Annotated in this window: 11 protein-coding genes; 5 read left to right on the top strand and 6 right to left on the bottom strand. The window is 62.2% G+C overall.

Translation table 11 applies throughout. The features are described from left to right. Positions 1-46: 46 nt before the first annotated feature. Entirely contained in the window at positions 47-1,510 is a 1,464-nt protein-coding gene (gene rng, locus GM668_RS01625) for a ribonuclease G (RefSeq protein WP_155437180.1), read from the top strand. 9 nt (positions 1,511-1,519) lie between these two features. Here the strand turns inward: rng and GM668_RS01630 are convergent, their stop codons facing one another. Continuing rightward, complete coding sequence (locus GM668_RS01630; RefSeq protein WP_155437181.1) at positions 1,520-1,990, bottom strand: hypothetical protein; 471 nt, start codon at positions 1,988-1,990, stop codon at positions 1,520-1,522. An 88-nt stretch (positions 1,991-2,078) separates the two neighbouring features. On the opposite strand from GM668_RS01630, the gene GM668_RS01635 reads away from it, so the two are divergent. Next, positions 2,079-3,560 (top strand): HD domain-containing phosphohydrolase, encoded by a 1,482-nt coding sequence (locus tag GM668_RS01635; protein ID WP_155437182.1) that lies wholly within the window; start codon positions 2,079-2,081, stop codon positions 3,558-3,560. A gap of 3 nt (positions 3,561-3,563) precedes the next feature. Here GM668_RS01635 and GM668_RS01640 read toward each other — a convergent pair whose 3' ends face one another. The 3 genes from GM668_RS01640 to GM668_RS01650 all read right to left on the bottom strand — a co-directional run bounded on the left by GM668_RS01640 (position 3,564) and on the right by GM668_RS01650 (position 7,218). Beyond that, positions 3,564-5,126: a sensor domain-containing diguanylate cyclase gene (locus GM668_RS01640; protein WP_155437183.1), complete on the bottom strand. Its 1,563-nt coding sequence runs from the start codon at positions 5,124-5,126 to the stop codon at positions 3,564-3,566. A 62-nt stretch (positions 5,127-5,188) separates the two neighbouring features. Continuing rightward, positions 5,189-6,226, bottom strand: a complete 1,038-nt coding sequence (gene waaF, locus GM668_RS01645; protein ID WP_170305481.1) for a lipopolysaccharide heptosyltransferase II — start codon at positions 6,224-6,226, stop codon at positions 5,189-5,191. A 2-nt stretch (positions 6,227-6,228) separates the two neighbouring features. Next, positions 6,229-7,218: an O-antigen ligase family protein gene (locus GM668_RS01650; RefSeq protein WP_170305448.1), complete on the bottom strand. Its 990-nt coding sequence runs from the start codon at positions 7,216-7,218 to the stop codon at positions 6,229-6,231. Positions 7,219-7,548: 330 nt separating this feature from the next. On the opposite strand from GM668_RS01650, the gene GM668_RS01655 reads away from it, so the two are divergent. Then, positions 7,549-8,424 (top strand): glycosyltransferase family 2 protein, encoded by an 876-nt coding sequence (locus GM668_RS01655; protein WP_155437186.1) that lies wholly within the window; start codon positions 7,549-7,551, stop codon positions 8,422-8,424. On the opposite strand, the gene GM668_RS01660 is transcribed toward GM668_RS01655, so the two are convergent. Then, a complete protein-coding gene (locus GM668_RS01660) occupies positions 8,425-9,024 on the bottom strand; it encodes a response regulator transcription factor (RefSeq protein ID WP_170305449.1) in 600 nt (199 codons plus the stop codon). It abuts the gene before it with no gap. 59 nt (positions 9,025-9,083) lie between these two features. Next, a complete protein-coding gene (locus GM668_RS01665) occupies positions 9,084-10,646 on the bottom strand; it encodes a sensor histidine kinase (protein WP_155437188.1) in 1,563 nt (520 codons plus the stop codon). Between the two features lie 132 nt (positions 10,647-10,778). Here GM668_RS01665 and GM668_RS01670 point away from each other — a divergent pair, with 132 nt between their 5' ends. Then, complete coding sequence (locus GM668_RS01670; protein WP_155437189.1) at positions 10,779-11,744, top strand: DUF535 family protein; 966 nt, start codon at positions 10,779-10,781, stop codon at positions 11,742-11,744. Between the two features lie 80 nt (positions 11,745-11,824). Beyond that, positions 11,825-12,055, top strand: coding sequence for a DUF6139 family protein (locus GM668_RS01675; RefSeq protein ID WP_155437190.1), 231 nt, complete (start codon positions 11,825-11,827; stop codon positions 12,053-12,055). The last annotated feature ends 24 nt before the right edge of the window (positions 12,056-12,079 follow it).

The raw sequence follows: 12,079 nt of genomic DNA on the forward strand, positions 1-12,079 counted from the left end.
AATGTGTGTATGATCGTCCTTCAAGAAATATGGCGGTCTACATAACATGAACGAAGACATACTGATTAACATCACCCCGCAGGAGACGCGGGTTGCCCTGATCGTACAGGGCGCTGTGCAGGAATTGCACATCGAGCGCACCCTGACGCGCGGTTTGGCAGGCAACGTTTATTCCGGCAAGGTGGTGCGCGTGCTGCCCGGCATGCAGTCTGCCTTCATTGACATTGGCCTGGAACGCGCCGCGTTCCTGCACGTGGCCGATATCTGGGAAGCCCGTCCCCACGACGGCCAGAACGCCGCCCCCACCCCGATCGAGAAAATCCTGTTTGATGGCCAGGTACTGACGGTACAAGTCATCAAAGATCCGATTGGTACCAAAGGCGCCCGCCTGTCCACCCAGATTTCCATAGCCGGCCGCATGCTGGTGTACCTGCCGCAAGATAACCATATCGGCATTTCGCAAAAGATTGAAAAGGAAGCGGAGCGCGAGCAATTGCGCACGCGCCTGCAAAGCCTGTTGCCGCCTGACGAAAAAGGCGGCTACATCGTGCGCACGCAGGCGGAAGATTCCACGGACGCCGACCTGGCGGCCGACATTGAATACTTGCGCAAGACGTGGGCCGCCATCACGCACGGCGCGCGCACCCTGCCTGCCACCAGCCTGCTGCACCAGGATTTGAGCCTGGCCCAGCGCGTACTGCGCGACTTTGTGCATGACGAGACGGCCAGTATCCAGGTTGATTCGCGCGAAAACTTCATCAACCTGACGGAATTCGGCAAGACGTACACGCCGAGCGTGCTGCCGCGCCTGCACCATTACACGGGCGAGCGCCCGCTGTTCGACCTGTATGGCGTGGAAGAAGAAATCCTGCGCGCACTGGGCCGCCGCGTGGATTTAAAATCGGGCGGCTATCTGATCGTCGACCAGACGGAAGCCATGACGACCATTGACGTCAACACGGGCGGCTTCGTCGGCGGGCGCAATTTCGCCGACACGATTTTTAAAACCAACCTGGAAGCGGCGCACGCGATTGCCCGCCAGCTGCGCTTGCGCAACCTGGGCGGCATCATCATTCTCGACTTCATCGACATGGAAAACACGGAGCACCGCAACGCCGTGCTGGCCGAGTTGAAGAAGACCTTATCGCGCGACCGCACCAAAGTGTCGGTATCCGGCTTCTCGGCGCTGGGCCTGGTGGAAATGACGCGCAAGCGCACCCGCGAATCGCTGGCCCACATCCTGTGCGAACCGTGCCCCGCTTGCGGCGGCAAGGGACAAGTCAAAACATCGCGCACGATCTGCTATGAAATCCTGCGCGAACTGCTGCGCGAAGCCAAGCAATTCAACCCCCGCGAATTCCGCATCCTCGCGTCGCAGGAAGTGGTGGACCTGTTCCTGGAAGAAGAATCCCAGCACCTGGCGATGCTGGGGGATTTCATTGGGAAGAAGATTTCACTGCAGGTGGAAAACTCCTACCATCAGGAACAGTACGACGTCATACTGATGTAACCCGCCTGCTCAGCGTGCCGCCGCGAGGCGGCCACGCCGCAGGAACTGCCACGTGGCTCCCGCCAGGAACAGCACCAGCAATGTCGCATGCGCGTTTTTCACGGCTGGCGATTCCACCGTCAGGGGGCCAAAGGCCGGTACGCGGGTCAAGGTTTCCGTTACCGCCGGCACCCAGTGAAACAGGTACGTGGCGCTCCACGCCAGCATGGCGGCCGTGGTTTTGCCGAACCGCTGCGCCAGCGCGGCAAGCGCCATCGTCGCCAGCGTGATCAGCGCCAGCACGTGCGCCACACCGAAGCCGCCGTGATGGAAAATGGCCAGTGCGCTGACACTGGTCACCAGGGTCAATCCCGCATAAACCTTGCCCATGCTTGACGTGGTGCGGATCGCGCCATCGCGCAGCAGCGCGCGGGCGCCGGCAATCACGGCGCCAAGGCCGATCACAGTGTGAAAAGTGCCAAACAGGGTAATACCGGACATGATGTTCTCCTTGGGGTCAATGTTTGCAACCGATGCGTTACTATAAGTTTGCGCCCCCTGCCCCGCCATCGGATGAATAACCGACCCCATGACCGATACCGTCGATAACCTCACTGTCCCACTGTCCACCGCCCTCGCCCTGCTGGCCCGCATGGGGGATCTCAGCATGGGGCAGCCAATCGACCATTCCGAACAGGCGGCCGCCTGCGCCGCGTGGCTGGCGCGGGAAGCGGGCGCCGATGTTGCCGCCTGCGTGCAAGTTGCGCTGCTGCGGTGGGTGGGCTGCACGGCCAATGCAGACAATATTGCAGCCTTGCTGGACGATGACGTCGCGGGACGGCGCGCCATGCTGGCGCTGCGGCCGGACAAAATCGGTTTGCGCCTGCCGCTGCCGGAAGCGCGGCAGGCGGGCAAGCAGGCCAGCGACATCCACTGCGAAGTGGCGTCGCTGGTGGCCACCATGCTGGGGCTGTCGCCGGACGTGGCGCGCGCACTGGGCCACGTATTTGAACGGTGGGATGGCGGCGGCTATTCGCAACTGGGCGGCGGCGATGCGATTCCGCTGGCCACGCGGGTTGCCGTGCTGGCCAGCGACATGGAAATCCTGTCGCGCGAGTATGGTTCCGAGCTGGGTATCGCCATGCTGCGCACGCACGGGGACGGCACGCATGATCCGGCACTGCTGGCATTGCTGGAACAGGGCTGGAAGGCCGGCGCAGAGCCGAAGGAACCGATGCCGCGCCCGCCCGGCGCACGCGATCCCGGCGGCCCCGCTGCCGGCTTGACGCAGGCGGAGCTGTTGCCCGATGCGGCGCGCCACGTGCCGCTGGCGCTGGTGGCGGATTTGTGCGACTTGAAGCTGGCCTGGCTGGTGGGCCATTCGCGCGCAATGGCAGGCAGCGCTGCCGCTGCCGCACAGGCGCTGGGTATCGCGCCCGCACCGGTGGCGCGCGCCGCTTTGCTGCAGGGACTGGGGCGGGTCGCGATTCCGCAGCGGGTATGGAATGCCGCCGGTACGCTGAACTCCGCGCAATGGGAACAAGTGCGTTTGTACCCATACCGCACGGCGCGTGCGCTGGGTTCATTGCGTGACTTGGCCGAAGAAGCGGAACTGGCGTCGCATATCGGCGAACGGCTCGATGGTTCCGGCTATTACCGTGGCGCGGGCGGCGCCACCGCGCTGGCGGCGCGCATCCTGCCCGCCGCTTCATGCTGGCTGGCGCTGCGCGCAGCACGGCCCTGGCGGGGTGCGTTCGATGCCGATACGGCAGCCGCCCAATTGCAAGGCGACGTGCAGGTGGGGCGGCTGGATGGGCAAGTGGTGGCGGCCATGCTGGGGCAGCCGGCGCCGGTTGCTGCGGCGCGCGCCGGCAGCCTGCTCAGCCCACGGGAAACCGAAGTGCTGGCCGTGATTGCGCGCGGCATGAGCAACAAGGAAGCAGCGCGGCAGCTGGGCCTGAGCCCGTCCACGGTGCGCACGCATATGGAAAACCTGTTCCGCAAGCTGGAGTGCAATAGCCGGGCGGCGGCGACGTTGAAGGCTGCGGCGCTGGGGCTGATCGGTTCCTAGCCGTCAGATGTGGTAATCCGTCTGGTGCCGTTCAGGATCATGCCCGCAATCGTTCTCGCTGCAGACCCGGTTGCGCCCCATTGACTTGGCGGCATACAGCGCCTTGTCCGCCATTTCCATCAGCATGGCCGGCGTGTCCCCGCCCCGCTGCGGCGTCATGGCGGCCACACCGGCGCTGATGGTCACCATGCCGTGGGGGCTGGCGGCGTGGGGAAACAGCATGTCGGCGACGGCGCGGCGCACCCGCTCCGCCACTGCCATGGCTCCTGGCAAATCCGTGTTCGGCAGCAGGATGCCGATCTCTTCACCGCCATAGCGGGCCGCCAGGTCGCCGGGACGCTTCGGCGTCACCATGCGGATGGTCTTGCTGACGGCGCGCAGGCAATCATCGCCCGCCGCGTGGCCATACATGTCGTTGTACTGCTTGAAACAATCGACGTCGATCATAATGAAGGCCAGCGACGTCCCGCCGCGGATGGCGCGGTTGAATTCATTGCCAAGCGTGACATCGAACTGGCGCCGGTTGGCCAGGCCCGTCAAGCCGTCCTGCAGCGCCAGCTTTTCCAGCGTTTCATTCAAACTGGCCAGCGCATCGCGCGCCTGCATCAATTCCTTTTCCGCCTGCAGCCGCAATTCAATCTGGCGGATCAGGCGGCGCCCGAACAGCGCCAGCAAACCCGCCAGTACCAGTACGCCGAACGAATGCAGCAAGGTGTCGCGCCACCACACTTCCAGCAATTCCTCGCGCGACAGCGCCGCCGATGCGAACAGCGGGTAGCGATCCAGCGCGCGATAGCTGTTCAGCCTTAGTTCGTCATCCTGCGATGACGGGAAATATCCTGTGCCCGCATCGCCGGAACGGACAAAGGCGTGATAGAGCGGCGTATTGACGAGCGATGCGCCAATACGCTTGCCGTCGTAGGGCACACGCAGCACCAATACCCCGCTATTGAGCGCCAGCCCCACCGCGCCGCGCTTGCCCACATCCAGGCTTTCATAAAATTCGCGGAAATACTCCATGTCGATGGTGGCCAGCGCCACGCCGGCAAAGCTGCCATCCTTGTGGTTCAGGCGGCGCGAAACCGGCAACACCCATTTGCCTGTCGAACGGCTGACGACAGGCACGCCCACGTGCGCGCCCCGGTCCGTGTTATTGAGGTGATAGACGAAGTATTCCCGGTCCGCGTTATTCAAGCCGAGGTTCATCGTAGGGCGCGAATTGACGACCCAGCGCCCCGTCGCGTCATAGACGAACAAGCCCTGCAACTGCTCCACCTGGCGCACCTGTTCTTCCATCAGCGCGTGCATACGCGCCAGCGCTTGCGGCCCCGTGCCATCCACTTCAATGCGCTCGACCACGTCGGCCAGTGAAATGTCGGCAGCCTTGATGGTGTCGTCCGCATGCTGCGCCATCGAGCGGGCCAGGTTGGCGGTCGCGCGTTCGGCGGACGCCAGCAATTCCGTACGCGCGTTCAGGCTGCGCCAGCCGTCAATGGCGACCAGCGACAGGCAGACGATAGCCACGAACACGGTGGCCCAGAACGTGACGGGTAGCCGTTTCAGCATATTGGATTTTGGCGGGCGGATCTGGCTTTTATACCGCATTTCCAGCCCGGCCGCAGTTAACTTTATGTCCGCGCCAGCATGGGCTGCAACGTTTGCCACACTTGTTGCGGCGCGATCTTTTGCATGCAATCCTGGTGGCCCAGCGGGCATTCGCGCTGCTTGCACGGCGAGCACGCAAGCCGCAGTGAAATCGACGCCGCCATGTCGGAAAATGGCGGTGCGTGGCCCGGGTCGGTCGGGCCATAAATGGCAATCACTGGCCGGTTCAGCGCGGACGCGATGTGCAGCAAGCCAGAATCGTTACTGACCACGGCGCCCGCATGGGCGATCAGCGCCACGGCTTCGCCCAGCGACGTGGCGCCCGCCAGGTTGAACAGCCCCGGTGGGGAACCTGCCGCCCGCACCACGTCTTCACAGGTGTCGCGGTCTTTCGGAGAGCCCAGCAGCGCCACTTGCGCGTCCGGCATCGCCGCCAGCACTTCGCGCGCCAGCTGGCCAAAGTGGCCGGGCGGCCAGCGCTTGGCCGTGCCGAATTCCGCGCCCGGTGCAAACGCCACCAGCGGCCGCCGTGGGTCGAGCCCGGCCTTCGCGCACGCGGCGGCAATTTGTTCGCCGCTGGCCACCAGCTTTGGACGGGGTACGGCCGCGCGCTGCGCCTGCGGCAGCGGCGCCACGGCCGGCAGCGCCAGCGCCGCGTAAAACAGCACCATCGGGCGCGGCGGCGCATCGTCATGGTGCATCACGTTGATCAAGCCATAGCGGCTCTCGCCCTTGTACCCGACCCGGCGGGCTATCCCGGCCAGCCACGGTATCAGCGCAAATTTCAGCGTATTGGGCAGCACATAGGCATCGGCATAGCCGCGCCGGCGCAGTTCGCGCGCGTAGCGCCAGCGCTCTTTCAACTGCAGCGCGCCATGGCGGAACGGGGTCACCATGACTTCATCGACTTCCGCCATCTGGCGCCACACAGGCGCCACGGGCGGCGGCGCCAGCACGTCGATCGGGCGTTCCGGATGCGCTGCTTTCAGCAATTGCAGCAATGGCTGCGCCATGACGGCGTCGCCGATCCAGTTCGGCGAAATCACCAGCGTACGCTGCACACTCATGCCGCCACCTCCGCTTCATCCCGGGCATTCAGGCACAGGCCCATCAACAGGAACAGCGTTTGCGCATAGAACATGCACGACATCACTGACCAGAAAATCACTTCCGTCAGACCGAAGCTGAAATAGCCGATGACCAGCAACAGTCCGGCCAGCGCCGGCGCAACCACGGACGGACTGGCCGATTCATGGGTGCGCAAGATGCGCAGGAAAAACAGCAAGGGCGCAATCATCGTTGCCAGCCACACCAGCAAGCCGGGAATGCCGCCGAATACCAGCTGCTGCAAGATATCGTTATGAAAATGTTCAGCATTGAGCACGAATGGCTGCAAGTGGCCCGCGTCGACCAGTTGCTTCATTTCTGCTTCCACCTGGCGCGTACCGGCAATGCGGAAAGGGTGCTGTTCAATCAGCATCACTGCCCCTTTCCACAATTCCAGGCGCACCCCCACGTTGGTAAACGCCTGGCCGCCATCAAAATACGTCTTGACGTCGCTGATGCCCTGGTTGAAGCGCTCGCGCGCGCCCGTTTGATCAACGAAGTAAGTCCCCACCAACAAACTAAATACCAGCAATGCCGATGCACGGGCCACACGGGTCCGCAAAAAATGGCCATACCGCAGGAACAGCAGCGCGGCAAACAGCACGGCGATCCAGCCGCCCCGCGTGCCTGTCGCCACCGAGCCGACCAGGCCGGCAACGGCGCCCAGCGCAGGCCATAGCACGTTGCGGCCTTTGAAATCCAGCACCCCGGCCAGACTCATCATGCCCATGCAAAGTTCGAGATCACCGAACGTGATAGAATTGATAAGGCCGCCCGGGCGTTCGATGCCCAGGCCCCAGCGCTGATAGCAAATGAACACGGCGCCCGAGACCGTGCCAACGATCAGCCCGTACCACAGCGCCTTCCGGCTGGGACGTACCGCGAGGACAGCCATGAGCACGGTAACGCACGACAGCATGCGAAACGGCTTTTCCAGCGACCGCAAGTGCATCTCGGGATGTAACCACATACCCAGTAAAGCAAAGCCCAGGCTCAGCAGCAGTGCTGTTAAAACCCAGCGAATCTCAGTAAGATGGCGGACCAGCGATGCTTTCCGCCAGCAAAATATGCCAACAAGCAAGAAACCAAAACTGGTCAGGCCGACACCAAACCTGGTGATCAAGACCAGGCTTGGTAGCAAGAAAACAAGACTGAGGGTGAGGTAGGAGACGGGAGTATTAACGTTGCCTTTAAGAATGTGTTTTTCTGTAAGAGTATTATTCATTAATGTTTTGTGAGCCTATGCTTGCAGGATCAATCCGGCAGTAGCGAAGTCATGCAACAAGCATCAAAAATCTCGATCATCATCACTACTTACAACCGGCCGGATGCGTTGGCGGCCGTGCTCGATGCTTGCTTTTGCCAGGACGATAGCAATTTCGAAATCATTATCGCTGATGACGGCTCCACGAACAACACGCGCCAGGTCATCGAAAACATGATGCAGCGCGCGCCCGTGCCTTTGACCCACGTGTGGCAGGCCGATGAGGGATTCCGCGCTGCGCGCGCCCGCAACCTGGGCATCATGGCGTCCAGCGGCGACTATGTCGTGTTCCTCGATGGCGATTGCATCCCCCGCCCGGACTTTGTCAGCCGCCACCGCCGGCTGGCCAGCGCCGGCCACCTGGTGACGGGCAGCCGCGTGCTGCTGTCGCCCGGTTACACGCTGCGCATCCTGGGCGAACGTATTGACCTGGGCAAGTTAACGTTCAGCGATAAATTGAAATTGCGCCTGACTGGCGACTTGAATAAATTCCTGCAAACCGTGCTGACCTTGCCCGACGTGGGCCGCAACAGCCGCCGCTTCACGTGGCGCCGCATCAAGAGCTGCAACCTGGGCGTGTGGCGTAACGATTTGCTGCGGGTCAATGGTTTCGACGAAAGTTTCCATGGCTGGGGCCATGAAGATTCCGACCTGGTGGTGCGCCTGTTCAATGCGGGCGTGATGCGCAAGGAAGGCGCGTTTGCAACCGAGGTGTATCACCTGTGGCACAAGGAAAATGAACGCAGCATGGAAAACAAGAACCGCACCACCGTGCTGCAGCGGGCCGCGGACAAGACCACGCAAGCGCTGGCCGGCCTGGACCAGCACGCAGCGGATGCCTCCCCGGCGGCGCCTGCCGCCCAGGATATCCGCTACGCACGCACTTAATTATTCACCCAGCATCGAAATACGCACCAGGTCGGCCACGTTGCCGACCCCCAGTTTGCTCATCAGGCGCGCCTTGTGCACTTCCACCGTGCGCACACTGATGCCCAGTTCCGGGGCGATTTCGCGGTTGTGGCGGCCCAGCACGACCAGACGCATGACTTCGCGCTCGCGCGGCGTCAATTCCTTCAGCAAGTTGCGGCCATCTTCGCGCTGCTGCAATTCCTGGCGCTGGCGCCGCTCGCAGGAAAACGCTTCTTCGATGGCAGCGACCAGCTTGGCGTCATCAAATGGCTTTTCCAGGAAATCAATGGCGTTGGCCTTGAAAGCGGCGCGCGCGCTGGACACATCGCCGTGCCCCGTGACGATCACGACAGGAATCCGGTTGCCGATTTCCGCCAGCTTGTGCTGCACTTCCAGGCCATCCATGCCACCCATGCGGATATCGATCAGCAGGCAGCCGGCCCAATCGGGCTGCCAGGCTTGCAACAGGGCTTCGCCGCTGGAAAACACCGCCGTGCGGTAACCGCGCACGCCCAGCAGCAAGCCCAGCGCATCGCGCACCGACGGATCGTCGTCCACAATAAAAACAGTCAATGCCATTGCCAAAATATCCTCCCGTTTCCCCAGCCACTCGCCAGTTACTCCGGCACGGTGACTTGCTATTCCGCCTCAAGGGCTGGCAGTATAAATCGGAAAATGCCGTAATCGGCAACTTCCGCCCACAATTCTCCGCCATGCGCTTCGACAATGGCACGGCTGAGTACCAGTCCCAAGCCCAGCCCGCTGGCCTTCGATGACACAAAAGGCTCGAACAGCCGCGACGCCAGCGCGGCCGACACGCCGGTGCCGCTGTCTTCCACTGTGACGCGCAGCTTGCCATCCGGCATGGTTTGCGCCAACACGGTAATGCGGCGCTGGCCAGGCGGCTGCGCCGCCACGGAGTCCAGCGCATTGGCCACCAGGTTGCGCAACACCAGTTCCAGCTGGATGCGGTCGGCCAGCACCACCTTGTCCGGCGCCCGCTCGATGGTCAGTTCCACGCCCTGCTCGCGGCATTGCGCCAGGAATTGCGATGGCACGCACGCCAGCAGCGTTGCTGCCTGCACGGGTTCCAGCCGCAACGCGCCCGTGCGGAAAAAATCCCGCAAGCGGCGCACCACCTCGGTGGCGCGGTTCGACTCAACCAGCATGCGCTGGATCGCCCCTTTCAGCAATTCCCCGGTTTCGCCCCGCTCCAGCAAGTGTTCACACGCTTTGCCATACGCCGTCAGCGCCGTGATCGGCTGGTTCAATTCATGCGCCAGCGCCGCCGCCATTTCACCGGCAGCGGCCAGGCGCAGCGTATGCTTCAATTCATCGGCCACTTGCTTGCGCTCATCGACGGCAATGCCAATGAAAAAGCCGACCAGCGCCAGCATGGCGTCGAGCATTTGCAATTCCGACACTTCAATGTCGACCGCATTGTTCCACTTCACGAGCGTGACGATGGCCAGCTGGACGGAAAACACAATGGCCGCCGCACCATACACACCCTGGCGCGCAGCCGCCCAGATCACGGGCAGGAACACAAAGTAAAAATGCTTGAATTCTGAACTGGCGATATAGCCAAACACGGCCCACAGCACGATACACGCCAGTGCCAGGTAACCCAGGCTTTCCCAGCGCCACACGGCTTCGCGCAAGCGTTCACGGTTATTTTCGCTGGCCAGCATCCACAGCAGCGGCATCGACACCACCACGCCCACCGCATCGCCAATGGCAAAGCGCCACACCGCCAGCGCCCACTGCCCGGCCGGGATTTGTCCCGACATCGACAGCACGCAGATGTAGGCGACACTGTTGAGCAAAATACCGGCCGCTACCACGGCCAGCCACAGCGTCAGGCGGCTGCGGCTGTCGATCATTACGCGCGTACTGAAATTGCGCCGCAAGCCTTCGCCCAGCAAGCCATAGCCCATGGTCAGCGCCACCGCGCCCAGCACGGTGAACAGCGGTCCCGCCGACATGCCCCGCACGAGGATTTCCCCCAGCACCAGCGCAATAAACCACGGAATCGCAGCGCGCCGCCCGAAATGCAGCCAGTAGACCAGCCCCAGCGCTGTATCGGGATTCCATGGCGTGATGTTCAAGCCATACAGGGGGTCAATATACGTTGCCCAGTCCAGCAACAAATACAGCGCGGGAAACCAGTACAGGTGCGTGCGCGACAGGGTTGGAATCATAGGTGTTTCACGTAAGCCGTTCCGCGAATTGTGCCGATACACAATTTCTATCCATAATATTGCTGATTGTAACGCATTGTTTCCTAGCCAAATCCCCGCCAGGCCCAGTCAACTTCACCGGAAACTTCCATCATGCATCAGATTACCCTCCGTGCCGGCCTGGAACGGAAATCCTTTGCTTCACGTGCCTGTGCCGCCGTGAAATTGCATGCGCGCGCGCTGGCATCGCCGCGGTTGACCATGGGCTGGCTCGATGTGCTGAATTCCCACCCGGCCCTGGCCAATATCGCAGAATTACAGCCGCGCCTGCTGCACAAAATTTACCGCCCTTACCTCAGCAACCGGCTCAACAGCAGCGAGCGGCTGTCGGCGCTGGCCAGCCATTACCGTTTTATCTTGCAGCATGACCTGGCAGGATTGACGGCGCGGGCGATCCAGGGCGGCGTGGAACTGGCGGCCTTTGCCGGCAAGTCCGGCGCGCATTACACCGTCGTGCTGCATGCCATCGTCCCCATGGAACGGGAAGGCGAACTGGTGTTGCAGTTGCGCTGTAACAACGCCCTGGTGCAATCCGTGGCATTTTCTTTCTTCTTTGACGGCGTTCAGGCCAGCATCGGCATTGGCTGCCTGCAAGGTCCGCAATGCGGCGCCGGGCTGGAACTGGCGCGCAACGCTACCCGCGACTTGCATGGCTTGCGTCCTAAAAACCTGCTGGTGCGCCTTGTCCACCAATTGGGCTTTGCTTATGGCTGCAGCCAAATGTTGATGGTCGGGAATGATAACCGCCCTGTACGCAAACAGTTGCGTAAAGGACGGGTTCATGCAGACTATGATGTTTTTTGGCAAGAAATGGGCGCCACCCAGCGCAGCGATGGCGACTATGCACTGCGCTGCATCCCGCTGGCAGCTCCCGACCTGGAGCAGATTCCATCGAAAAAGCGGGCCGAAGCGCGCCGCCGCCATGACTTGCTGTGCGACGTGGTGGCCATGGTGCTGGCCGGTATGACCCAGCCCCGCATGGCTGCGGCGCCGGCGTCCGCACCGGCCATGCCGCTGCTGGTGGACGCAGCCAATACGGCCGTGCTGGCAGCCGCTTAACTTGTCTTAAACGCCATTGTCGTCCGATGCGCGGTAGAATCCCTGTGCAAGCCAAGTTTAATCCCACAGGAGGAAACGCGATGCGTCTTGATATCTACCAACGAGCCGAACACGATGGCATTCTGTCCTATCTGGCTGTGCCGGAAGGAAAACCAATTCCTCAGGAAGCGATCAATACTGACTGGCAACCTGCCATCAAGGCCCTGGAAGTCGACGATGGCGCCACCGCCCTGCCCCAATACCACATCGAACGGCCGTTGCAGCAGATCGGCGATAAAGGCTACGCCATCACGGGGCTGAAAGACATGTGATGCAGGCGGACGGCGTGCCGCCGT

The organism is Pseudoduganella ginsengisoli, from assembly GCF_009720865.1.
Taxonomy (GTDB): domain Bacteria; phylum Pseudomonadota; class Gammaproteobacteria; order Burkholderiales; family Burkholderiaceae_D; genus Rugamonas; species Rugamonas ginsengisoli.

Excerpts from the sequence above, each read along its gene's own strand:
- GM668_RS01635 (WP_155437182.1), top strand. The coding sequence starts at position 2,079 with ATGACCGATACCGTCGATAACCTCACTGTCCCACTGTCCACCGCCCTC.
- rng (WP_155437180.1), top strand. The coding sequence starts at position 47 with ATGAACGAAGACATACTGATTAACATCACCCCGCAGGAGACGCGGGTT.
- GM668_RS01670 (WP_155437189.1), top strand. The coding sequence starts at position 10,779 with ATGCATCAGATTACCCTCCGTGCCGGCCTGGAACGGAAATCCTTTGCT.
- GM668_RS01655 (WP_155437186.1), top strand. The coding sequence starts at position 7,549 with ATGCAACAAGCATCAAAAATCTCGATCATCATCACTACTTACAACCGG.
- GM668_RS01675 (WP_155437190.1), top strand. The coding sequence starts at position 11,825 with ATGCGTCTTGATATCTACCAACGAGCCGAACACGATGGCATTCTGTCC.
- GM668_RS01665 (WP_155437188.1), bottom strand. The coding sequence starts at position 10,646 with ATGATTCCAACCCTGTCGCGCACGCACCTGTACTGGTTTCCCGCGCTG.
- GM668_RS01640 (WP_155437183.1), bottom strand. The coding sequence starts at position 5,126 with ATGCTGAAACGGCTACCCGTCACGTTCTGGGCCACCGTGTTCGTGGCT.
- GM668_RS01660 (WP_170305449.1), bottom strand. The coding sequence starts at position 9,024 with ATGGCATTGACTGTTTTTATTGTGGACGACGATCCGTCGGTGCGCGAT.
- GM668_RS01630 (WP_155437181.1), bottom strand. The coding sequence starts at position 1,990 with ATGTCCGGTATTACCCTGTTTGGCACTTTTCACACTGTGATCGGCCTT.